This is a genomic window from Pseudomonas sp. S2_A10, assembly GCF_054668465.1.
On sequence record NZ_CP162773.1, the window covers coordinates 3,421,278 to 3,443,987 of the forward strand.

The 22,710-nt window shown below is 60.5% G+C and carries 23 protein-coding genes; 12 read left to right on the forward strand and 11 right to left on the reverse strand.

Annotated elements, in window-relative coordinates; genetic code table 11:
* Positions 1-54: 54 nt before the first annotated feature.
* Positions 55-1,167 (reverse strand): enoyl-CoA hydratase/isomerase family protein, encoded by a 1,113-nt coding sequence (locus tag AB4N41_RS15380; RefSeq protein ID WP_252877640.1) that lies wholly within the window; start codon positions 1,165-1,167, stop codon positions 55-57.
* A 132-nt stretch (positions 1,168-1,299) separates the two neighbouring features.
* Here AB4N41_RS15380 and ung point away from each other — a divergent pair, with 132 nt between their 5' ends.
* Positions 1,300-1,992 carry a uracil-DNA glycosylase gene (gene ung, locus AB4N41_RS15385; protein ID WP_252877641.1) on the forward strand — a complete coding sequence of 231 codons (693 nt, stop codon included), beginning with the start codon at positions 1,300-1,302 and terminating at the stop codon, positions 1,990-1,992.
* Positions 1,993-2,111: 119 nt separating this feature from the next.
* On the opposite strand, the gene AB4N41_RS15390 is transcribed toward ung, so the two are convergent.
* Genes AB4N41_RS15390 through AB4N41_RS15405 form a run of 4 tightly spaced genes read right to left on the reverse strand, consistent with a single transcriptional unit; the run spans position 2,112 to position 6,146 of the window.
* A complete protein-coding gene (locus tag AB4N41_RS15390; protein ID WP_056783516.1) occupies positions 2,112-3,146 on the reverse strand; it encodes an AbrB family transcriptional regulator in 1,035 nt (344 codons plus the stop codon).
* Positions 3,139-4,653 carry a tripartite tricarboxylate transporter permease gene (locus AB4N41_RS15395; RefSeq protein ID WP_016771277.1) on the reverse strand — a complete coding sequence of 505 codons (1,515 nt, stop codon included), beginning with the start codon at positions 4,651-4,653 and terminating at the stop codon, positions 3,139-3,141. The genes AB4N41_RS15390 and AB4N41_RS15395 overlap by 8 nt, the downstream gene beginning before the upstream one ends.
* A 1-nt stretch (position 4,654) precedes the next feature.
* A complete protein-coding gene (locus AB4N41_RS15400; RefSeq protein WP_095180598.1) occupies positions 4,655-5,113 on the reverse strand; it encodes a tripartite tricarboxylate transporter TctB family protein in 459 nt (152 codons plus the stop codon).
* A gap of 55 nt (positions 5,114-5,168) precedes the next feature.
* Positions 5,169-6,146 (reverse strand): Bug family tripartite tricarboxylate transporter substrate binding protein, encoded by a 978-nt coding sequence (locus tag AB4N41_RS15405; protein ID WP_024011991.1) that lies wholly within the window; start codon positions 6,144-6,146, stop codon positions 5,169-5,171.
* 444 nt (positions 6,147-6,590) lie between these two features.
* Between AB4N41_RS15405 and AB4N41_RS15410 the strand changes: the two genes are divergently transcribed.
* Both AB4N41_RS15410 and AB4N41_RS15415 read left to right on the forward strand, forming a co-directional pair.
* Positions 6,591-7,262: a response regulator gene (locus AB4N41_RS15410; protein WP_024011992.1), complete on the forward strand. Its 672-nt coding sequence runs from the start codon at positions 6,591-6,593 to the stop codon at positions 7,260-7,262.
* A complete protein-coding gene (locus tag AB4N41_RS15415; RefSeq protein ID WP_039760888.1) occupies positions 7,255-8,640 on the forward strand; it encodes a sensor histidine kinase in 1,386 nt (461 codons plus the stop codon). The genes AB4N41_RS15410 and AB4N41_RS15415 overlap by 8 nt, the downstream gene beginning before the upstream one ends.
* Positions 8,641-8,769: 129 nt before the next feature.
* Here AB4N41_RS15415 and AB4N41_RS15420 read toward each other — a convergent pair whose 3' ends face one another.
* Together AB4N41_RS15420 and ygfZ are read right to left on the reverse strand one after the other, a co-directional pair.
* Positions 8,770-9,591, reverse strand: coding sequence for an HDOD domain-containing protein (locus tag AB4N41_RS15420; RefSeq protein WP_016770675.1), 822 nt, complete (start codon positions 9,589-9,591; stop codon positions 8,770-8,772).
* 34 nt (positions 9,592-9,625) lie between these two features.
* Positions 9,626-10,567 carry a CAF17-like 4Fe-4S cluster assembly/insertion protein YgfZ gene (gene ygfZ, locus AB4N41_RS15425; RefSeq protein ID WP_252877642.1) on the reverse strand — a complete coding sequence of 314 codons (942 nt, stop codon included), beginning with the start codon at positions 10,565-10,567 and terminating at the stop codon, positions 9,626-9,628.
* 150 nt (positions 10,568-10,717) lie between these two features.
* Here ygfZ and AB4N41_RS15430 point away from each other — a divergent pair, with 150 nt between their 5' ends.
* Complete coding sequence (locus AB4N41_RS15430; protein WP_007911418.1) at positions 10,718-10,972, forward strand: FAD assembly factor SdhE; 255 nt, start codon at positions 10,718-10,720, stop codon at positions 10,970-10,972.
* Positions 10,956-11,408 carry a protein YgfX gene (locus AB4N41_RS15435; RefSeq protein WP_095180600.1) on the forward strand — a complete coding sequence of 151 codons (453 nt, stop codon included), beginning with the start codon at positions 10,956-10,958 and terminating at the stop codon, positions 11,406-11,408. Before AB4N41_RS15430 ends, AB4N41_RS15435 begins: the two co-directional genes overlap by 17 nt.
* Here the strand turns inward: AB4N41_RS15435 and nadB are convergent.
* Positions 11,377-12,993 carry an L-aspartate oxidase gene (gene nadB / locus AB4N41_RS15440; RefSeq protein ID WP_150742396.1) on the reverse strand — a complete coding sequence of 539 codons (1,617 nt, stop codon included), beginning with the start codon at positions 12,991-12,993 and terminating at the stop codon, positions 11,377-11,379. The two genes, AB4N41_RS15435 and nadB, sit on opposite strands and share 32 nt — an antisense overlap.
* A gap of 557 nt (positions 12,994-13,550) precedes the next feature.
* Between nadB and rpoE the strand changes: the two genes are divergently transcribed.
* The 4 genes from rpoE to AB4N41_RS15460 all read left to right on the forward strand — a co-directional run bounded on the left by rpoE (position 13,551) and on the right by AB4N41_RS15460 (position 17,366).
* Positions 13,551-14,132, forward strand: coding sequence for an RNA polymerase sigma factor RpoE (gene rpoE, locus AB4N41_RS15445; protein ID WP_003172477.1), 582 nt, complete (start codon positions 13,551-13,553; stop codon positions 14,130-14,132).
* 30 nt (positions 14,133-14,162) lie between these two features.
* The gene (locus tag AB4N41_RS15450) at positions 14,163-14,750 is read left to right on the forward strand and encodes a sigma-E factor negative regulatory protein (RefSeq protein WP_008077804.1); all 588 of its coding nucleotides are present in this window, start codon (positions 14,163-14,165) and stop codon (positions 14,748-14,750) included.
* A gap of 8 nt (positions 14,751-14,758) precedes the next feature.
* Positions 14,759-15,724, forward strand: a complete 966-nt coding sequence (locus AB4N41_RS15455; protein WP_122691665.1) for a MucB/RseB C-terminal domain-containing protein — start codon at positions 14,759-14,761, stop codon at positions 15,722-15,724.
* Positions 15,725-15,932: 208 nt separating this feature from the next.
* Complete coding sequence (locus AB4N41_RS15460; RefSeq protein ID WP_150742398.1) at positions 15,933-17,366, forward strand: DegQ family serine endoprotease; 1,434 nt, start codon at positions 15,933-15,935, stop codon at positions 17,364-17,366.
* An 81-nt stretch (positions 17,367-17,447) separates the two neighbouring features.
* Here the strand turns inward: AB4N41_RS15460 and AB4N41_RS15465 are convergent, their stop codons facing one another.
* Positions 17,448-18,881: a M48 family metalloprotease gene (locus AB4N41_RS15465; RefSeq protein ID WP_024011999.1), complete on the reverse strand. Its 1,434-nt coding sequence runs from the start codon at positions 18,879-18,881 to the stop codon at positions 17,448-17,450.
* Positions 18,882-18,979: 98 nt separating this feature from the next.
* On the opposite strand from AB4N41_RS15465, the gene AB4N41_RS15470 reads away from it, so the two are divergent.
* Positions 18,980-19,219, forward strand: a complete 240-nt coding sequence (locus tag AB4N41_RS15470; RefSeq protein ID WP_016771269.1) for a sulfurtransferase TusA family protein — start codon at positions 18,980-18,982, stop codon at positions 19,217-19,219.
* Positions 19,220-19,251: 32 nt separating this feature from the next.
* Positions 19,252-20,322, forward strand: coding sequence for an AI-2E family transporter (locus AB4N41_RS15475; protein WP_016771268.1), 1,071 nt, complete (start codon positions 19,252-19,254; stop codon positions 20,320-20,322).
* A 119-nt stretch (positions 20,323-20,441) separates the two neighbouring features.
* On the opposite strand, the gene AB4N41_RS15480 is transcribed toward AB4N41_RS15475, so the two are convergent.
* Entirely contained in the window at positions 20,442-20,915 is a 474-nt protein-coding gene (locus AB4N41_RS15480; RefSeq protein ID WP_041478861.1) for a peroxiredoxin, read from the reverse strand.
* 10 nt (positions 20,916-20,925) lie between these two features.
* Entirely contained in the window at positions 20,926-21,486 is a 561-nt protein-coding gene (locus AB4N41_RS15485; protein WP_024012001.1) for a glycine cleavage system transcriptional repressor, read from the reverse strand.
* Between the two features lie 328 nt (positions 21,487-21,814).
* Between AB4N41_RS15485 and dapA the strand changes: the two genes are divergently transcribed.
* Positions 21,815-22,693 carry a 4-hydroxy-tetrahydrodipicolinate synthase gene (gene dapA / locus AB4N41_RS15490; RefSeq protein WP_016771265.1) on the forward strand — a complete coding sequence of 293 codons (879 nt, stop codon included), beginning with the start codon at positions 21,815-21,817 and terminating at the stop codon, positions 22,691-22,693.
* Positions 22,694-22,710: the final 17 nt, after the last annotated feature.

Here is a 22,710-nt window from a genome sequence, read left to right on the forward strand (position 1 = left end):
GATTGAGCCGGCCCGCGATGGCAATTCAGTCGCCATAGCGGGCCTCGCGTCACCTCAATACTGGGTCAGATCCGCCAACGGATGCCGTCCCTCCCAGACTTTATGAAAGTGTGCCTCGACCACCGCATCCGGCACGCTACTGATATCCGGCCAGTGCCAGTGCGGCTTCTGATCCTTGTCGATCAACCGCGCACGCACGCCTTCGCTGAATTCCGGATGACGGCAGCAATTGAGGCTCAGGGTGTATTCCATCTGGAATACTTCGGCCAGCGACATGTGCCGCGCGCGGCTGATCTGTTCCCAAACCAGATGCGCGGTCAGCGGCGAGCCCTCGGTCATGGTTTTCGCCGCTCGGGCGATCAATGGATCGCTGCTGTCGAGGTGCAGACTGATGGCTTTCCACGCACAGGTGACGTCGCTGACATCGAGCAGTTCGTCGATCAGCTGGCGACGCGGCAGCCACTGCGCTTCGGGCATTTGCTCAAGTGCCTCCTGCTGCAGAGCCTTGAGCAGGCTGTTGAGCTGCATGGCGGTCTGTTCCTGCCAGTTCAATTGCAGCAAGCCTTCGATCAATTGCGGTTGCTGTTCGTCGAGCAGGAAACGGTCGGCCAGATCCAGATCCAGTGCATCACGGCCGTTGATGTGCGCGCCGGTCAGGCCGAGAAACAAGCCGAGCTTGCCCGGCAATCGGGCGAGAAACCAACTGGCGCCGACGTCCGGATACAGTCCAATAGTGATTTCCGGCATCGCCAGACGGCTGCTCGGCGTGACGATCCGCGTGCTCGCGCCCTGCAGCAGACCCATGCCGCCACCGAGCACATAACCGTGACCCCAGCAGATCAGCGGCTTGGGATAGGTATGCAGGCTGTAATCGAGGCGATATTCCGCGCTGAAAAACTGCGCGGCCAACGGCGGGACTTCGCCGGGGTGAGCGCGGCAGGCTTCGACCAGGCTGCGCACCTCACCGCCGGCGCAGAAGGCTTTGGCGCCGTTGCCGCGCAGCAGCACGCAGACGATTTGCGGGTCATTGGCCCAGGCGTTCAATTTGTCGCTGAGGGCGTTGATCATCGACAGTGACAGCGCGTTCAACGATTTTTCGGCATCCAGGCTGGCGATGCCGATGCGTGCGCCGTCGGTGCCGGTAAGTTCTTCGAAGTGCAGATTCATCGTGACCTCGATCGGAAATTTGAGCGATCAGTATGATCGCTATGGGGGAAAGTGCCGGATCTGCGTCAGATCAATTGACAAGCGTGGTCGGCTTTCCTAGGGTTCGCCCCATTGTTTTTGCCGGAAATGACCATGACTGCTGACGACCGTATCAAACTCGAACCGAGCTGGAAGGAGGCACTGCGTGCTGAGTTCGACCAGCCTTACATGGCAGAGTTGCGCAGCTTTCTGCAGCAGGAGCGGGCAGCCGGCAAGGAGATCTATCCGCCGGGACCGCTGATTTTCAACGCACTGAACTCAACGCCGCTGGACAAGGTGAAAGTGGTGATCCTCGGCCAGGACCCGTACCACGGCCCGGGCCAGGCCCACGGTCTGTGTTTCTCGGTGCAACCGGGCGTGCCGGCGCCGCCGTCGCTGGTCAACATCTATAAAGAGCTGAAACGCGACCTCAATATCGACATTCCCAACCACGGCTACCTGCAGAGCTGGGCCGAACAGGGCGTGCTGCTGCTCAACACCACCATGACGGTTGAGCGCGCCAACGCCAACGCGCACAAGGACAAGGGCTGGCAACACTTCACCGACCGCATCATTGAGGTGGTCAGCGAACGGCAGCCGCATCTGGTGTTCATGCTCTGGGGCGCCCATGCGCAGAGCAAGCAGAAGCTGATCGACGCGACCAAGCACCTGGTGCTGACCTCGGTGCATCCGTCGCCGTTGTCGGCCTATCGCGGGTTTTTGGGCTGTGGGCATTTCAGCCGGACCAACAAGTTTCTCGAACAGAATGGCGAAACGCCGATCGACTGGCGCTTGCCACCGATTTGATGTGTCGACCGGGTTGGCCCCTTCGCGAGCAGGCTCGCTCCCACAGGAATTGTGTGCAAGCCACAAACCCCCTGTGGGAGCGAGCCTGCTCGCGAAAAGAGCGACCCGATCTCGCAGACTTAGGCGGGATGACGATTCCAGTACTTGAACAACGGCTCCGCCAGAAACAGCACAAACAACAGCCGCATCACCTGCATCGCCGTCACCAGCGGCACCGACAGTTGCAGGGTCTCCGCCGTCAGGCTCATCTCGGCGATCCCGCCGGGCATCATGCCCAGGGTCAGCGAACGCAGATCCAGATGGGTCAATGCACTCAAGCCCAGCGCCGCCAGCGACGCGATCAACATGGTCAGCGCCGTGCCGATCAACGTCCGGCCCATGAACGACGGCGCGCGGCGGAAGAACTGCCGATTGAAGTGACAGCCCAGGCCGCTGCCAATCAGCCATTGGCCGATCTGACTGCCGCCATTGGGCAAACCGATGTGCAGATCCCAGGTGATGCTGACCGCTGCACTGACCAGTAACGGCCCGAACAGCCATGGATTGGGTTGGCGCAGACGCTGCCAGAGCCAGGCGAGCAGGGCGCCCGCCGGAAACAGAATTGCCAGCCAGCGCCAATCGACGCTGCCGGCGTGAGAAATCGGCGTGCCGTCACCGAGCAGATACTTGAACGCCGCCGGCACGCACAACACCACCACCAACACCCGCAGACTCTGCCCGGCCGCGACATGGCTGAGCAGTGCACCGTTACGCGCGCCGAGGTTGACCATCTCCCCGGAACCACCGGGCATGCTTGAGAAAAACGCCGTGGCGCGATCCTCGCCGGTGCGGCGCATCAGCCATACGCCGACCACCGCCGACAGGCTGGTGACCAATGCACCGAAGAAAATCAAACCGAAATGACTGAGCACCTGTTCCATCACCAGCGGGGTGAAGTGCAGGCCGATACCGATGCCGACGATCCACTGGCCGCACTTGCGCCCGCCAGGGATTTCCGCCAGTTGCCACGGCGTCAGGCAGCGCACCAGGATGATCGCCAGCAACGAGCCGACCATCCACGGTAGCGGCCAGCCGATCTGACTGGCGATGAAACCGCCAAGCAGACCGACCAGCGGGGTGCCCCACCAGGCTTTCAGGGACAAGCGATCAAACATCGGCAATGACGCGCCGTGCCGCCGAACGTTTACGCCAGATGCGAATCAGCGGCATCAGCAGCATGATCGCGGTGAGGATCCAGCAACCGAAGGTGATCGGACTCGACCAGAGAATCTCCAACGCGCCATTGGAGATCGACAGCGCGCGACGCAGGTTCTGCTCCATCAGGCCACCGAGGATGAAGCCCAGCAGCAGCGGCGACAGCGGGAAATCCAGCTTGCGCAGGATGTAACCGAAGATGCCGATACCGATCATCAGGAACAGATCGAAGGTGGTCGCGTGCACCGCGTAAACGCCGATCCCGGTGATGATCGCGATGATCGGCACCAGCGCCCAGTTCGGCACGGCGAGGATGCGGGTGAATACGCGGATCATCGGGATGTTGAGGATCACCAGCATCACGTTGGCGATGAACAACGACGCGATCAGACCCCAGACGATGTCCGGTTGCTGTTGGAACAGCAGTGGACCCGGGGTGATGTTGTACAGCGACAGCGCGCCGATCATCACCGCAGTTGTGCCCGAACCCGGAACGCCGAGGGTCAGCATCGGAACGAGAGCGCCGCACGCCGCGCCGCCGATTGCGGTCTCTGGCGCGGCCAGACCACGCGGATCACCTTCACCGAATTTGCCGCTGGTGCCAGCGATGCGCTTCTCGGTCATGTAGGCCACGGCACTGGCGAGCGTTGCGCCGGCACCGGGCAGCACGCCCATGATGAAACCGAGCACGCCGCAGCGCACGTTGACGACGAAAACCGACGCCGCTTCCTTGAAGTTGAACATCATCCGGCCGGTGGCTTTCACCGCTTCCTGGCCGTGGTGGGTCTTTTCCAGCAGCAGGAGGATTTCGCTGATCGAGAACAGACCCAGCACCAGCACCACGAACTGGATGCCGTCGGTCAGGTGAATGTTGTCGCCGGTGAAACGGTACACGCCACTGTTGGCGTCGATGCCGACGGTGGAAAGGAACAGGCCGATCAGCGCCGCAATAAAGGTCTTCAACGGTCGATCACCAGCCATGCCGCCGAGACAGACAATCGCGAACACCATCAACACGAAGTATTCCGCCGGTCCGAAGGCAATCGCCCATTTCGCCAGCAGCGGCGCAAACAGCACCATGCCGCAGGTGGCGATGAACGCGCCGATGAACGAACTCCACGCCGACAGTGACAGCGCGACACCGGCCATACCTTTACGAGCCATCGGGTAGCCGTCGAGGGTGGTCATGACGGTGGAAGCTTCACCCGGAATGTTCAGCAGGATCGAGCTGATCCGGCCACCGTATTCGCAGCCCAGATACACCGCCGCGAGCAGGATCAGCGCCGACTCCGGCGGCAGGCCGAGCGCGAACGCGATCGGAATCAGCAACGCCACGCCATTGATCGGACCAAGGCCCGGCAACAGGCCGACGACGGTGCCGATCAGGGTGCCGCACAGGGCGGTCACCAGGTTGTACGGGCTCAGCGCGACGCCGAAGCCCTGACCCAAATAGCCAAGGGTATCCATATCAGTTCTCCAGGACGCTGAGCAGGCCGAGGGGCAGCGGAACATCCATCAAGCGATCGAACAGCAGATAGAGACCAACCGCCATCAGGCTGATGATGACCACGCTCGGCAGCCAGCGGCCGCCATAGAGACGGGCCATCGGTACGCCGGTAATGATGCTGGCCACGATGAAGCCAAGGGGTTCGAAGGTGCCGGCAAACACCAGCAGCAACACCACGCACAGACCGATCTTGGTCAGGGTTTCGCGATCCAGCGGCGGCTCATCCGGGTTGTGTTTGATGGGGGCCGGGCGAACCACCATGTACAGCAGCGCCAGCCCCATCAGGCCGAGCATCAGCAGCGGAAAGGCGCGTGGGCCGACGGGTTCATAGGAAAAAGCCGCTTGGTACGGCCACGCCATCAGTGCCAGGCCGGCACACACCAGCAGCAACACCGAGGCGAAAATGCGTTGAATAAGCATGGGAGCTCCTGTGCTGCGTCCCCGCGTAGGAGACGCAGCCACTAGACAGAGACGATCACTGGATCAGGCCGAACTCTTTGGCCAGCACTTTGTAGTCGGCGACCTGCTTCTTCACGTAGGTGTCCAGTTCCGGGCCGGTCATGGCGAACGGGAACAGCTCACGCTGATCGCGCAGCTTGGCGAACTCGTCGGAAGCCAGCAGTTTGTCGAACGAGTCTTTCCACCAGGCGTAGTCTTCGTCGCTGACTTTTGGCCCGAGGTAGAAGCCGCGCACCACCGGCCAGACGATGTCGTAGCCTTGCTCGCGAGCGGTCGGGATGTCCTTCATTTCCGGTTCGTCGAGACGCTTGTCCGAGAACACCGCGAGCAGACGCATGTCACCGCTCTGGATGTGCGGCATGGAGTCGGAGATGTCGGTACTGCCGACCTGGATGTGACCGCCGAGCAGAGCCGTGGCGATTTCACCGCCGCCTTCGAGTGCCACATAACGCAGCTCGCGCGGGTTGATGCCGGCGGCCTTGGCGATCAGTGCGGTCTGCATCCAGTCCTGGCTGCCGACGGTGCCGCCGGAGCCGATAACCACCGAGCCTGGATCTTTCTTCAACGCCTGAACGAGATCATCGAGGGTCTTGTAGGGCGAATCGCTTTTCACTGCGATGGCACCGTAGCTGGTGCCGACGGCCGCGAGCCAGCGCACGTTGGTTTCATCGAAGCGACCGAACTTGCCCTGGGCCAGGTTCAGCAGCGAACCGCTCGACCACGCCACCAGCGTGCCGGCATCCGCCGGACGTTGCGCGACCACCGCGTTGTACGCCACCGCGCCGACACCGCCGGGCATGTAGGTGACGCGCATCGGCTTGCTCAGCAACTTCTGGTTGACCAGTGCGCTCTGCACCAGTTTGCAGGTCAGGTCGAAACCACCGCCGGGGGAGGCGGGGGCGATGCATTCCGGACGTTTCGGCTCGGCCATGAGTTGGCCGGCAAACAGCATCGCGCCAGCGGCGAGAGCAACTTTACGCAGTGATACGTTCATTTGAGTCTCCAGAGGAGTTGTTGTTATGGATGGACCGAATGACCAAAGGGCAACGCGAAAACCTAGCGGCAGGCGCAGTTTTCTCGCGGCGCGCGCGCAACGACTGAAACAACGGAGGGGAAACAGGACTGCGGCGAGAAGCCGACGGTGCAACGGTGGAATCGAGCTAGGCGAGCAGGCATTACAGCCTCGGTGCGCATGGAGGGCATGCTGGGGTACTCCGTTATTGTTCTTATGAGTCGAAAACGCTTCATGGCGTTTTGCGTTGCGCTGTGTGGCGGCAGCGGCGACAGTCGAAACTGTCCGTGGGCCGACTCTAACCGGCTAACCTTTCAACAACCTTTCAGTTGTCTTTCACGGTTTTCGGGCTTCACAGCGGCGGTTGCGGCTGTAAACTCCGCGACAAAGCGTGGCGTCGGCCAACCCTGAACGAGGTAAAAATCCATGCGTGTCCTGCTCGTCGAAGACCATTTGCAACTGGCCGAAAGCGTGGCTCAGGCGCTCAAGAGCACCGGTCTGACGGTGGATGTGTTGCACGATGGCGTAGCTGCCGACCTGGCGTTGGGCAGCGAGGAATACGCCGTGGCGATCCTCGATGTCGGTCTGCCGCGCATGGACGGTTTCGAGGTGCTGGCGCGGCTGCGTGCTCGCGGCAAAAACCTGCCGGTGTTGATGCTGACCGCGCGCAGCGACGTCAAGGATCGCGTGCATGGCCTCAATCTCGGTGCTGACGACTACCTGGCCAAGCCGTTCGAACTGACGGAACTGGAAGCGCGGGTCAAAGCCTTGCTGCGCCGCAGTGTCCTCGGCGGCGAGCGTCAGCAGCGCTGTGGTGTGCTGGCTTACGACCTCGATACGCGGCGCTTCACCCTCGGCGACGAACTGCTGACCCTCACCTCGCGCGAGCAAGCCGTTCTCGAAGCGTTGATCGCGCGGCCGGGGCGAGTGATGAGCAAGGAACAACTGGCCGCGCAGGTGTTCGGCCTCGACGAAGAAGCCAGCCCCGACGCCATCGAAATCTACGTGCACCGCTTGCGCAAGAAACTCGATGGCCAGCCCGTGGCCATCGTCACCTTCCGTGGCCTCGGCTATCTGCTGGAAAGCCGCGATGCATAAGCCCAGCAGCCTGCGCTGGCGGTTGCTGTGGAACCTTGGATGGTTGCTGGTGGTGCTGATGCTCGCCAGCGGCTTGAGTGCTTACTGGAACGGTCGCGAAGCCGCCGACACCGCGTATGACCGCACGCTGCTGGCCTCGGCACGCACCATCGCTGCCGGGTTGTCGCAGCGCGATGGCAGCCTCAGCGCCGATGTGCCTTACGTGGCGCTGGACACCTTCGCCTACGACAGCGCCGGGCGCATCTATTACCAGGTCAACGACATTCACCAGAAGCTGATTTCCGGCTACGAAAATCTTCCCGGGCCACCGCCCGGCACGCCGCGCACCGACAGCTATCCGGCGCTGGCGCGCTTTTACAACGCGAAGTACAACGGCCAGAACGTGCGCGTGGTCAGCCTGCTCAAGGCCGTAAGCGAGCCGAACATGAACGGCATGGCGGAGATCCGCGTGGCTGAAACCGACGAAGCGCGGGTCAGCATGGCGCGCAGTCTGGCGGCCGATACGTTGCTGCGCCTGGGCATGCTGGCCGTGGGCGCATTGTTGCTGGTGTGGTTCGCGGTGAGTGCGGCGTTGCGCCCGCTGGAGCGGTTAAGAACCGCCGTTGAGGAACGCCAGCCCGACGACTTGCGGCCACTGCCGTTGGTGGAAGTGCAGCATGAACTGGGACCCTTGGTCCGCGCGCTCAATCATTTCACCGAAAGGCTACGCGGCCAGTTCGAGCGGCAGGCGCAGTTCATCGCCGATGCCGCTCACGAGTTGCGCACGCCGCTGGCGGCACTCAAGGCACGCCTGGAATTGGGCCTGCGCTCAAACGAACCGGAAACCTGGCGCACCACCCTTGAGTCATCCGCACAAAGCACCGATCGCCTGACCCATCTGGCCAATCAGCTGCTGTCGCTGGCCCGGGTCGAAAACGGTGCGCGGGCGATTGCCGAGGGCGGCGCGCAGTTGCTCGATCTGAGTCAATTGGCCCGAGAGCTGGGCATGGCCATGGCGCCTTTGGCGCACAAACGGGGTGTGGCGTTGGCGCTGGAGGCGGATGAACCGGTGTGGCTGCGTGGTGAACCGACCTTGCTCAACGAACTGTTGAGCAATCTGGTCGACAACGCGCTGGCGCATACGCCACCAGGCGGCAATGTGATTTTGCGGGTGACGGCGCCGGCGGTGCTTGAGGTTGAGGACGACGGGCCCGGGATCCCGCTGCATGAGCGCGATCGGGTGTTCGAGCGGTTTTACCGGCGTAATCAGCAGGTCGCCGGCTCAGGTCTGGGCTTGGCGATTGTCGGCGAGATCTGTCGCGCGCATCTGGCGCAGATCACCTTGCATGATGGCGAGCAGGCAGGGTTGAAGGTGCGGGTCAGCTTTATTGCCGGGTAATACTTTTGTGACCAGGGGTTTTTGTGGCGAGGGGATTTATCCCCGCTCGGCTGCGCAGCAGTCGCGGTTCGGATCGCAGAGTCTAGGGTCGCTTCGCAACCCAACGGGGATAAATCCCCTCACCGCAGGTCAGTAGAACATCGACCGCGATTCTTCCAGATCCGCGCAGAACTGCTTGTTCTCCGGATCAATCCCCAGCTTCCTGAACGCCGGCACGCTAAACGGGTCAATCCGCGCAAACGGATGATCGGTGTCCTTGCGGCAATACAAATTGGCCACTTGCACGACATCGACGTAATCGATGCGCGTCGAGTCGCGGCTGAAGTCTTGATACAGCAACGGCAAATGCACCAGGCGCTCGGGAAACTCCCAGACCCGCAGCAATTTCTCGCCCAGCAATGGGTGAATCTGCTCGATCACATGGGTCAGGCTGACCGCATCCGAGAGCAGTTCATTGTGGTCTTCGGCGTAAGTCAGAATCGGCAGCACGCCAATCTGATGCACCAACCCGCCGAGTGCCGCCTGATCGGGTTTGAGCTGGGTGTGGCGACGACACAGCGCATAGCTGACGCCAGCGATTTCCAGACTGCTGCGCCAGACTTCGCGCATCTTCTGTTCGACCACTTCGGAGCGGGCATTGAAGATCTGCTCCATCACTAGACCGATCGCCAGGTTGCTGCTGTAGTTGATGCCCAAACGGGTAATGGCGGTGTGCAGGTCGGTGACTTCCTGCGCAGCGCGCAGCAGCGGACTGTTGACCACTTTGATCAGGCGCGCCGACAGCGCGGTGTCGCGGCCGATGACTTTGCTCAGATCGCTGACGCTGATTTCCGGATCCTCGGCGGCCTTGCGAATCTGCAGGGCCACTTCCGGCAACGTTGGCAGAACCAGGTCATCGTTATCGATGGCCGCAACCAAATCCTGTTGGACCTTTTCCGCCAGTTCGCTCATTTGGACTCTCTAGGGTGTTGCAACAATGCTGCGATCAACGCTGGATTTCGCGGTCGCGATCCAGTTCGTAAGGCAGGTCGAGCACGTGCAACGCGGGGCCTTCGAGGGCGCCCAGACGCAAATCACCGGCTTCGGCAGCTTCGGCCTGCAACACGGCCAGGAGTTCAATGTTTCCCTCGGCATTGGCCGCCAGCACCACTTCGCCGATCGAGCTGTTGTGGCTGGGCGCGAACAACTGAGTGCCGGGCTCCGGCAACTCGGCCGCGTCGAGGCGCAGGCGGTACAGGCGCCGCTTGAGCTTGCCCAGATACTGCATGCGCGCGACGATTTCCTGGCCGGTGTAGCAACCTTTCTTGAAGCTCACGCCGCCGACCGCCTGCAAATTGAGCATCTGCGGGATAAACAGCTCGCGGGTGGAAGGCATGACCTGGCCGATACCGGCGCGGATCTGGCCCAGCAGCCATTGATTCAGTTCGCCCTCAGCCAGCGTGGCGGACAGTCGGCTTTGAATGTTTGGCGCCTGAGCGGCAGACACCCAGAGTTCGGCGCGCTCGGGCGAAACGCGAATTGCGATCAGGCCTTCGTTGCGCACAACGCTGTCGGTTTCGGCGGGCAGTGCCAGACCGAGGCTGGTCAGGGCTACGTCGCCATGCGCCAGACCGAAGCGCACCCAGGCGGCGCTTTCGTCGGTCAGTTTCGATTTGGAGAACACCGCGTACTTTTTCAGGTCGGCCAGTTGCGGTTCGAGCAGCTCGCTGGCCATCGCCATCACCACGCCGTCACCTTCAAGCAGGATGCGGAAGCTCGACTGCATCCGGCCTTTCTGTGTGCAGCGGGCGCCAAGGCTGGCGCGGGTGTCGCTCAGGTAATTGATGTTGCAGGTCAACTGGCCTTGCAGGAATTTTCCGGCGTCCGCACCGCGAACCGCGAGTACGCCTTCATGAGACAGGGTGCAGAAAAAAGCAGAATCGGCCATGGGTCATCGCAGGGTAAATAGACTGGGGCACATCATAAGGGGGCAGGGTTGAAATGGGTAGTTGATAAAGGATTACGGGTGCCCGACCAAAGCCGACTGTGCGGCCCGCGCCGGGGCTGTATACTGCCCGGCAAATTCGAGGAGGGCTCCATGGTCGAACAAGTTGAACTGAATCGCCTCTTTTGGCACAGCCGTCGCGGCATGCTTGAGCTTGACGTGCTGCTGGTGCCGTTCGTGCAGGAGGTTTACGCGACGTTGAATCAAGTGGATCGCGATCTGTACGTGCGTTTGCTGACCTGTGAGGATCAGGACATGTTCGGCTGGTTCATGGAGCGCAGCGAGTCGGAAGATCCCGAGCTGCAACGCATGGTCCGGATGATTCTGGATCGTGTCCAGCCCAAGTAATACGTTCGAATGCCGCTGGCATGCCTCACGGCAGTTGCTGGCGGCGTATCTGTTGGCCCAGGCGTTCGCCATGGGCTCGTTGTTTCTTCTGTCGATTCCACTCTGGGCCAGTCTGCTCGGCGCTTGCGTCTGTGCGCTGCATGGTTTTTGGGTGCTGCCACGGCAGATTCTGCTGAACCACCCGAAAGCATTCTGCGGCTTGCGCCGCGATGGCGATGGCTGGCAGGTCTGGAATCAGGCTGATGGCTGGCAAGCGGTGCAACTGCGCCCGGACAGTCTGGCGCTGCCATTGATTGTGGTGTTGCGCTTTCGTTTGCGCGGAGAGTGGCGGGTCAGGTCGATCTGCGTACCACGTGACTCGCAGGCGGCGGATCTGCACCGACGCCTGCGAGTGCGGCTCAAGTTCAGCCGGCGTAGGTGGGCGGCACCAGAATAGTGTCGAGCGCTTCGGGCAGCATATCCGGATAGTCGAGGGTGTAGTGCAGCCCGCGACTTTCCTTGCGTTCCATGGCTGAGCTGATCATCAATTCGGCAACCTGTGCCAGATTGCGCAGCTCGATCAGGTCGCGGCTGACTTTATAGTTGCTGTAAAACTCATCGATCTCATCCAGCAGCAGACGCACCCGGTGCTGCGCCCGTTGCAAGCGCTTGTTGGTGCGCACGATGCCGACGTAGTCCCACATGAATCGGCGCAACTCGTCCCAGTTGTGCGCGATGATCACGTCTTCATCCGAGTCGGTGACCTGGCTGGCGTCCCAAGCGGGCAGGGCGTTTGGCGCCGCGACCTCATCAAGTTGCGCGAGAATGTCCGCCGCTGCCGAACGGGCATAAACGAAGCATTCCAGGAGTGAGTTGCTGGCCATGCGATTGGCGCCGTGCAGGCCGGTGAAGCTGGTTTCGCCGATGGCGTAGAGGCCAGGCACGTCGGTGCGACCGTGCTGATCGACCATCACTCCGCCACAGGTGTAGTGCGCGGCGGGAACCACCGGGATCGGTTGTTTGGTGATGTCGATGCCGAAGCCCAGGCAGCGTTCATAAACAGTCGGGAAGTGAGTTTTTACGAACGATTCAGGCTTGTGGCTGATGTCGAGATATACGCAGTCGACACCCAGGCGCTTCATCTCATGGTCGATGGCCCGCGCGACGATGTCACGAGGCGCCAGCTCGGCGCGTTTGTCGAAGCGATACATGAAGCGCTCGCCGTTGGGCAGCTTCAAATGCGCGCCCTCGCCACGCAGGGCCTCGGTGATGAGGAAGCTTTTGGCCTGCGGGTGATACAGACAGGTCGGATGGAACTGGTTGAATTCCAGGTTCGCCACCCGGCAACCGGAGCGCCAGGCCATGGCGATGCCGTCACCGCAGGCGCCGTCGGGGTTGCTGGTATAAAGGTAGACCTTGGCCGCGCCGCCCGAAGCCAGAATCACGAAACGTGCGCCGTAGGTGTCGACTTCGCCCGTGGCGCGGTTCAGCACGTAAGCGCCCAGGCAACGATCGCCTTCCATGCCCAAGCGGCGTTCGGTGATCAGATCGACGGCGACGCGCTGTTCCAGCAATTCGATGTTTTCACGCTCTTTGGCCTGGGCCAGCAAGGTTTTGAAGATCGCGGCACCGGTGGCGTCTGCAGCATGGATGATGCGCCGATGACTGTGGCCGCCTTCGCGTGTCAGGTGAAATTCGAAACCACCATCTTCAGTGCCGGACTGTTCGTCGCGGGTGAACGGCACACCCTGGTCAATCAGCCATTGGATGGCTTCGCGGCTGTGCTCGACGGTGAAACGCACAGCGTCCTCGTGACACAAGCCGCCGCCAGCGTTGAGGGTGTCGTCGACGTGGGATTCGACAGTATCGGTATCGTCGAGCACGGCGGCAACGCCACCCTGGGCCCAGAATGTCGAACCGTTGGCGAGGTCGCCCTTGCTCAATACGGCAATGCGCAGATGACCGGGCAAGGTCAAAGCGAGAGTCAAACCGGCAGCACCGCTGCCAATCACCAGAACATCGTGTTGGAACTGTTGGCTCATTTCAGGATTCCGCTCAAAGCGACCCGGGTCGGGGTTGGCGCAAGACAGCTGGATCGGCGAGTCAAGACAGCCACACAGCCCACTAGTATATAGAGGGGTTGGGCGGCACAATAGCCAGGCCCAGATGGCATTGTGAGACTACTGCGCAGTAAAAAGCGCTGTGCTTCGTCGGAAGTTTTTTTCATCGGTTTTGAAAAATGACACCTGTATCGGCGCTGAAACAGTCTTTTCCGAGCAGGGTTGCGCAATGTCAGGTGGGTACGGCTATAAATAATTGGAACTTTTGCCAAAGGCCCAAGATCAATAGACGGTGCCAGAAACCAGGGACAGTGTCGGCTTCAGTGCGGAATCTGCGTTTGGATTCCTGCCGGCGAAACCGATAACAAGATTATTCGCGCAGCCGGTTTATCCCGCGCTGCGTTTTTCGTGCGTGCCAAATCAGAGCCCGCAGGAAACTTGCTTGGAGGGGGAGAACTTTTGCGAAAAGCCCGAGTCTATGTTTGCAAGTCTGGTCGTTTAGTAATGCAAGTCTCCTCCGGGCTTATCGAGGAGTGTTCATGCTAACCCAGGAAGAGGATCAGCAGCTGGTCGAACGCGTACAGCGTGGCGACAAGCGAGCTTTCGATCTGCTGGTGCTGAAATATCAGCACAAAATTCTCGGGTTGATCGTGCGTTTTGTGCACGACACCCATGAAGCCCAGGACGTTGCTCAGGAAGCCTTTATCAAGGCGTATCGGGCACTTGGAAATTTCCGCGGTGACAGTGCGTTTTATACGTGGCTGTACCGTATTGCCATTAACACGGCAAAGAACTACCTGGTTTCCCGCGGCCGTCGGCCGCCGGATAGCGATGTAAGTTCGGAGGATGCAGAGTTCTACGATGGCGATCACGGCCTCAAGGATCTCGAATCACCAGAGCGTGCATTGCTGCGGGATGAGATCGAAGGCACCGTCCATCGGACCATCCAGCAACTGCCAGAGGATTTGCGTACGGCTTTAACTTTACGTGAATTCGATGGTCTGAGTTACGAGGACATTGCGAGCGTCATGCAGTGTCCGGTGGGTACCGTGCGCTCCCGGATTTTCCGCGCTCGGGAGGCCATCGACAAAGCCCTGCAACCGTTGTTGCAGGAAAACTGAGACAGCGGCGACAGCCAAGAGAGGAACGCCATGAGTCGTGAAGCCCTGCAGGAATCGCTGTCCGCAGTGATGGATAACGAAGCGGACGAACTGGAATTGCGTCGAGTGCTTAGCGCACTGGATGATGTTGATACCCGTGAGACCTGGGCTCGTTACCAGATCGCTCGGGCAGCCATGCACAAGGATCTGCTGCTTCCGCGTCTGGATATCGCTGCGGCAGTGTCCGCTGCGCTGGAAGACGAAACGGCTCCGGCCAAAGTATCCCGCAGCCCATGGCGCAACCTGGGTCGCCTCGCTGTTGCCGCTTCGGTAACCGTGGCCGTTCTGGCCGGTGTTCGCCTGTACAACCAGGACGAAATCGCTGGTGTTGAACTGGCCCAGCAGTCGAATCAGCCTACTCTGGCCACTCCACAGGTCAAAGGTCCGGCAGTTCTGGCTGGTTACAGCGAAAGCTCGGAAGCGACTGGTCCTATGGCTAACGGCGTTCTGCAAGGACAGCCAGGCTGGCATGATCAGCGTCTGCCAGGCTATCTGCGTCAGCACGCTCAGCAGGCTGCACTCAAAGGAACTGAAAGCGCGCTGCCATACGCACGTGCCGCAAGCCTGGAAAACCGTTAAGGAGGATCATGCGCGCCATCCCTCTACTTTCGCTTCTGCTCAGTGGCTGGTTCATCGTTCCAGCCCACGCTGACGAGGCCCAGGACTGGTTGACCCGTCTGGGCCAGGCCGAGCAGCAGCAAAGCTTTCACGGTACTTTCGTTTACGAGCGCAACGGCAGTTTTTCCACGCACAACATCTGGCACCGTGTCCAGAATGGCCAGGTCCGCGAGCGGTTATTGCAGCTCGACGGTTCGGCTCAGGAAGTCGTGCGCATTGATGGACGAACTCAATGCGTCAGCGGCACCCTGATTGCGGGATTGGGTGACTCGCCCAACGCTGCCGCCCGTGCGCTGGACCCCAAAAAGCTGAAGAATTGGTATGACCTTGCTGTCATTGGCAAGTCGCGCGTGGCCGGTCGTGATGCAGTGATCGTGTCGCTGACCCCTCGTGATCAGCACCGATACGGTTTCGAGCTGCATCTGGACAAGAAAACCGGCCTGCCGCTCAAGTCGTTGCTGTTGAACGATAAAGGGCAATTGCTCGAGCGCTTTCAGTTCACCAGCCTCGACACCGATGAAATCCCGTCGGACAAGGATTTGCTGGCAGACGCCGATTGCAAGCCGATCAACATCGCAAGCGACAAGGCTTCTGCGGCGAAGACCGTGCAAAACTGGCGCTCGGACTGGCTGCCGCCAGGCTTCGAGCTGACCAGCAGCAGTTCGCACAAGGATGCGCAGACCAAGACCCAGGTCAGCAGCCTGATGTATGACGATGGCCTGGCGCGTTTCTCCGTGTTCCTTGAGCCGTTGAACGGTGCAACCGTCACCGATACTCGTACCCAGTTGGGCCCTACCGTCGCGGTATCCCGTCGTTTGACTACACCGCAAGGTGAAATGATGGTCACGGTGGTTGGCGAAATCCCGATTGGCACCGCCGAACGAATTGCTCTATCGATGCGTAACAACGATGGCGCTGCGACCAGCAAGCAGTGAGCTGATTTCAGTCATTTCCACCTCGTCGTCGAGACGTCGAAATGTTTGCTGAGCATTTTCATTTGCAAAACCCCTGAAAATTTTTTATAGGTCAGAGCCTCACGGCTCTGGCCTTGTTTGTTGTTCCCGGAACAAAAATACCGGTCTGTGGTTTCCGGTGTTCCTTTGCTCCATATCGCTTAACCCTGCTCGTCGTAACGGGAGCTGTATGTCGATACCTAGTTTGAAATCTTATCTTTCCATCTTCGCCACCGTGCTGTTGCTCGGTCAGGCGGTCCCTGCTGCGCAAGCGGCCGATCTGCCTGATTTCACCCAGTTGGTCGAACAAGCGTCGCCAGCGGTAGTGAATATCAGTACCACGCAGAAACTGCCGGACCGTCGCGTGAATCAGCAGATGCCGGATCTGGAAGGTCTGCCACCGATGCTGCGCGAATTCTTTGAGCGCGGCATGCCGCCTCAGCAGCGCTCGCCGCGTGGCGACGGGCGTCAGCGTGAAGCGCAATCGCTGGGTTCGGGGTTCATCATTTCGCCGGACGGCTACATCCTCACCAACAACCACGTGATCGCCGATGCTGACGAAATCCTCGTCCGTCTGGCTGACCGCAGTGAGATGAAAGCCAAGCTGGTCGGCACCGATCCACGTTCCGACGTGGCGTTGCTGAAAATCGAAGGCAAGGATCTGCCGGTGCTCAAGCTCGGCAAATCCCAGGATCTGAAGGCTGGCCAGTGGGTCGTCGCGATCGGTTCGCCATTCGGCTTTGACCACACCGTGACCCAAGGCATCGTCAGCGCCGTCGGTCGTAGCCTGCCAAACGAAAACTATGTGCCGTTCATTCAGACCGACGTGCCGATCAACCCGGGCAACTCCGGTGGCCCGCTGTTCAACCTGAACGGTGAAGTGGTCGGCATCAACTCGCAGATCTACACCCGCTCCGGTGGCTTCATGGGCGTTTCGTTTGCCATCCCGATCGACGTGGCTATGGACGTTTCCAATCAGCTCAAAAGCGGTGGCAAAGTCAGCCGCGGCTGGCTGGGCGTGGTCATTCAGGAAGTGAACAAGGACCTCGCCGAGTCATTTGGTCTGGACAAGCCAGCTGGCGCGCTGGTAGCGCAGATCCAGGATGACGGCCCTGCGGCCAAGGGCGGCCTGCAGGTTGGCGACGTGATCCTGAGCATGAACGGTCAGCCGATCGTCATGTCTGCCGATCTGCCGCATCTGGTCGGCGCGCTGAAGGCTGGCGCCAAAGCTAATCTGGAAGTGATTCGAGAAGGCAAGCGCAAGAACGTCGAGCTGACTGTCGGCGCAATCCCGGACGAGGATAAAGAGCTGGACGCACTGCCGAAATCCGGCGCGGAAAGCAGCAGCAACCGCTTGGGTGTTGCGGTCGGCGAATTGACCGCCGAGCAGAAGAAAGCCTACGACCTCAAAGGTGGTGTGGTGATCAAGGAAGTGCAGGACGGTCCTGCGGCCCTGATCGGTCTGCAGCCGGGTGATGTGATTACTCATCTGAACAACCAGGCCATCGGCTCGGCCAAGGAGTTCACCGACATTGCCAAGGCATTGCCGAAGAACCGTTCGGTGTCGATGCGCGTGCTGCGTCAGGGCCGTGCCAGCTTCATCACCTTTAAACTGGCTGAATAAGCCAGCAACAAGGTAAAAAAGAAACCGCCTCGAAAGAGGCGGTTTTTTTGTGTCTGAAGTTTTTGTCTTGCTTGGAAAGACTCAGCCCATCATGTCCTTGACCATACGCTCCTGTTCCATCAGCTCACGCTGGCGGGCATCGATGCGTGAGGACAGCGGGAAGTTGTTGCCAGCCTTGCGCTTGGCGAAGTCCAACTGCTGAATGGCCTGGCGGTAATCGCCGACCAGCGCAAAATACTCGGCTCGCGCCTGATGCAGGCCGATGATGTTGCCCGACAAGCCACGGGTTTCAGCAACCTGATACCAGACGTCCGGATCATCCGGGCGGGACTTGAGCAGGCTGTCCAGCGCCTTCTCGGCATCGGCGGCGCGATTCTGTTTCAACAGCAGATCGACACGCACCTGATTCAGCGGATAGTTGCCCGGGAACTGCGTGAGCATGCGGTCGACCCGTGACTGCGCATCGGGCAGGCGATTGTTGGTGATGTCCAGATCGACCTGCGCGAGGTTGTAGATGATCTCGTTCGGCGACTTGGCCAACAATTGCTTGAGGTTCTCGCGGGCTTCGTTGAGCTGGCCGCCCTTGATCTGGGCGATGGCGAGGCCGTAACGCGCGACATCGTTTTTCGGGTTCTCATCGAGCAGGGCGCGGAAACGCTTGGCGCCCAGCCCCGGGGTTTCCTCGTAGATCAACTGCACCCGCGCGCGAATCAACTGGTAGCGCATGCTGTCTTCGATGCCGCCCGGTTTCGCCTGCTCGGCGCGGTTGCGGGTGTCGGCGATACGCGATTCGGTAACCGGGTGGGTCAGGAGGAATTCTGGCGGTTTGGCGTCAAAGCGGTACTGGCGCATCAGGCGTTCGAACATGGTCGGCATCGACCGCGGATCGTAACCGGCCTTTTCCAGGTTGAGGATGCCGATGCGATCCGCCTCCTGTTCGTTTTGTCGCGAGAAGCGCCGTTGCTCCTGCAACGCCGCAGCCTGGGTGCCAGCGATGGTGGCGATGCCGGCATCACCGCCGCCGGCCGCCGCAATGACAATGCCGGCCAGCAACGCGGCCATCATCGGCACCTGCATTCTTTGTGAGGCTTCCACCCCGCGAGCAAAGTGACGTTGCGACAAGTGCGCCAATTCGTGGGCGAGCACCGAGGCGTATTCACCTTCGGTTTGCGCATTGAGGAACAGGCCGCCGTTGACCCCGACTACGCCGCCCGGTGCAGCGAAGGCGTTGAGCTGCGGGCTGTTGATCAGGATGAATTCCAGACGTCGGTCGGAGACCTGGCTGGTCTCCACCAGTTTATAGACGCTGGATTCGACGTAATCCTTGAGTTGCGGATCGTTGAGCTGGGAAACCTGACTGCGCAGCATGGCCAGCCAGGCACGGCCGAGCTGGTATTCCTGTTGCGGCGAGACAATGGCAGAGCTGGCGTCGCCGAGTGACGGCAGATCGTCGGCAAAGCCTGGTGAGGCGAGCAGGCAAGCGAGCGTCAGCAGGGTAGGGCGCAGAAAAGTCATGCACAAAGCCTTGGAGGACAAAGACCTTACTGTAGCCGGACACCGAAGCCGCGACCAGATATTCTAGGCAGCTCGACAACCCGAACCGGAGTGACGCAATGACTGACGCTGTAGCCCACGACGTGGAACTGGACGCCAGTGGCCTGAACTGTCCGTTGCCGTTGCTAAAGGCAAAAATGGAGCTCAATAAACTGCAAAGCGGCGCTGTACTCAAGGTCATCGCTACCGATGCCGGCTCGCAACGCGACTTCCGCACCTTTGCCAAATTGGCCGGTCATGCGCTGTTGCGCGAAGAAGACGAGGCTGGCGTCTACCGTTACTGGTTGAAAAAAGCCTGACGCGAGCGCGTTAACAATCGAAGGGATTATTGATGTTCAAAGTGTTACGCGACTGGATTCAGCGCTACTTCTCCGATGAAGAAGCCGTGGTGCTGGCAGTGCTGCTGTTTCTCGCCTTCACCGCCGTGCTCACCCTCGGCGGCATGCTTGCGCCGGTCTTGGCGGGCATGGTGCTGGCGTATCTGATGCAGGGCCTGGTGGTGACGCTCGAGCGGCTGCGCGTGCCGGGCGGCGTGGCGGTGGGGCTGGTGTTTGCGCTGTTCATGGGCGCGCTGATGCTGTTCATCGTCGTGGTCCTGCCGCTGCTATGGCATCAATTGATCACGCTGTTCAACGAGTTGCCGGGCATGCTCGCCAAGTGGCAATCGCTGCTGCTTCTATTGCCCGAGCGCTATCCGCATCTGGTGTCCGACGAGCAAGTCTTGCAAGCCATCGAGGCGGCGCGGGGCGAGATTGGCAAGTTCGGTCAGTGGGCACTGACTTTCTCGTTGTCGAGTTTGCCGCTGCTGGTGAACATCATGATCTACCTTGTGCTGGTGCCGATTCTGGTGTTCTTTTTCCTCAAGGATCGGGCGATGATCGGTGAGTGGGTGCGCGGCTATCTGCCTCGCGAGCGCGCCCTGATCACCCGTGTCGCCCAGGAAATGAACCGGCAGATCGCCAATTACATTCGGGGCAAAGGTATCGAGATCGTGATCTGCGGCGGCGTGACCTACATCGCCTTCATCGCGCTGGGCCTGAACTACGCGGCGTTGTTGGCGTTGCTGGTAGGTTTGTCGGTGGTGGTGCCGTATGTCGGTGCGGTAGTGGTGACCGTGCCGGTGCTGCTGATTGCGCTGTTCCAGTGGGGCTGGAGCGATCAGTTCATCTACCTGATGGCGGTCTACGGAATCATTCAGACGCTGGACGGCAACGTGCTGGTGCCGTTGCTGTTTTCGGAAGCAGTGAACCTGCATCCGGTGGCGATCATCTGCGCGGTGTTGTTGTTTGGCGGATTGTGGGGATTCTGGGGTGTGTTCTTTGCGATCCCGCTGGCGACGCTGTTCAAGGCTGTGCTCGATGCGTGGCCGCGCAAGGAGCCGGTGGTGGCGCCGTTGCTTTAAATCGGGGTGAGGCTTTTGGCCTCATCGCTGGCAAGCCAGCTCCCACAGGTTTTGTATGTGCTGAACCCTGTGGGAGCTGGCTTGCCAGCGATGGCGTCGGTGACGACGCAGCAAAAACATCAGGCTTTATTCAGAGCCTCAGCCGCCGCCAGCACGGCATCAACATGCCCCGGCACTTTCACGCCACGCCATTCCTGACGCAGCACACCGTCCTTATCAATCAGGAAAGTGCTGCGATCAACGCCCAGGTATTCCTTGCCATACAGCTTTTTCAGCTTGATCACGTCGAACAGCTGGCAAACCGCCTCGTCCTTATCGCTGATCAGCTCGAATGGAAATTCCTGTTTGCCTTTGAAGTTTTCGTGCGACTTCAAGCTGTCGCGGGAAATGCCGAAGACTTCGGTGTTGGCAGCCTTGAATGCCGCATATTGATCGCGAAAGCCCTGGCCTTGAGTGGTGCAGCCCGGGGTGCTGTCCTTTGGGTAGAAGTAGATCACCACTTGCTTGCCCTTGAGTTCGGACAGGCTGACGGTCTGCCCGCTGGTCGCAGGCGCGGTGAAATCCGCAACCGGTTGGTCGATGACAACGGCCATGAAAGCTTCCTTACATTGGGTTTTGTGGGCGCCAAGGCTCGATCAGGGCATCCAGGTTCATCGCGTCGGCGAAATCGAGGAACTGATCGCGCAGCCAGCTGATCTGGGTGTTGGCCGGCAGGGTCACGGTGAACGTGGCGTTGAGCATGGTGCCGCCGGTCTGCGGAGCCTGGTAAGTGTCGCAGGTGAGGTTTTCCAGTTCGACGTTATGGTCCATGAAGAACTGGCACAGCTCATTGATGATGTCCGGGCGATACGCCGAGCTGACGTAAGCCACGTAAGGCAGCGCTTGCGGACGATTTTCCAGAGCGGCGCTGCGCACCACGTTGACGGTGAAAGCGTGACGCTTGGCCAGCAATGGCAGGCTGCCTTCGAGGCGCGCGAGGGCGTCCCAGCTACCGGAAACTTCCAGCACCAGAGCGCTGCACTCGCCGTGGCGGGTCAGGCGAGAGGTGACGACAGCGCAGCGGTTTTCATGGCTGGCGCGGCACAGGACGTTGGTCAGCTCCATGGGGTTGGCGCCGAGGGCACTGATGACAAGGAATTGTTCGCGAACTGTGGGGGTGGACATGCAGCATTCCTAAAGCGATGAGCGGTCGGTAGGTTGACGGGCATTGGTGGCCGGGCGTGCCTGTTCTGGCGGTCCGTATAAAGAGCCCCGGCCAGCGTTCGCGGCTCGCTCCACTGTGCGGGAGCGCGTCGATGCGACGCAGGAACGGGGCCTGGGAGGCCGAAAGGGGAGGCTGAAACCCGGCGTACAAGCTGATCTGTACCGATCAAAGTCTGAAGGGTAGCGAAAAGCGGCGCCAAGGGGAATGGCAGCGGCGCAGTACTTCGCTTGTGCAAGCATCTTGGCGCCAGTACCATTACCGCTCTCTTTTTCCGGCAGGAGCGGTTTCATGATTGCGGGCAGTATGGTGGCACTGGTCACTCCCATGGATGCACAAGGGCGTCTTGACTGGGACAGCCTCAGCAAACTCGTGGACTTCCACCTCAAGAACGGCACCCATGCCATCGTCGCCGTCGGTACTACCGGCGAGTCGGCCACCCTTGATGTAGAAGAGCACATCGCCGTCATCAAAGCCGTGGTCAAACAGGTTGCCGGGCGCATTCCGGTCATCGCCGGCACCGGCGCAAATTCGACCCGCGAAGCCGTCGAGCTGACCCGCAACGCCAAGGCTGCCGGCGCCGATGCCTGCCTGCTGGTGGTTCCTTATTACAACAAGCCGACCCAGGAAGGCCTGTACCAGCACTTCAAGCACATCGCTGAAGCGGTCGACATTCCGCAGATTCTCTACAACGTTCCCGGCCGCACCTCCTGCGACATGCAGGCCGAGACGGTGATTCGCCTGTCCACCGTGCCGAACATCATCGGCATCAAGGAAGCCACCGGCGACCTCAAACGCGCCAAAGCGATCATCGATGGCGTGAGCAAGGATTTCATCGTGCTGTCCGGCGATGATCCGACCGCTGTTGAGCTGATCCTGCTGGGCGGCAAAGGCAACATCTCGGTCACCGCCAACGTCGCCCCGCGCGAAATGGCTGACCTGTGCGAGGCCGCGCTGAAGGGCGACGCCGATACCGCACGCGCAATCAACGAAAAACTGATGCCGCTGCACAAGGACCTGTTCATCGAAGCCAACCCGATTCCGGTGAAGTGGGCTTTGGTCGAAATGGGCCTGATGCACGAAGGCATCCGCCTGCCACTGACCTGGCTGAGCACCCCTTGTCATGAAACGCTGCGCTCGGCCCTGCGCCAGTGCAACGTCCTGGTTTAATTGAGGAAGTACAACGC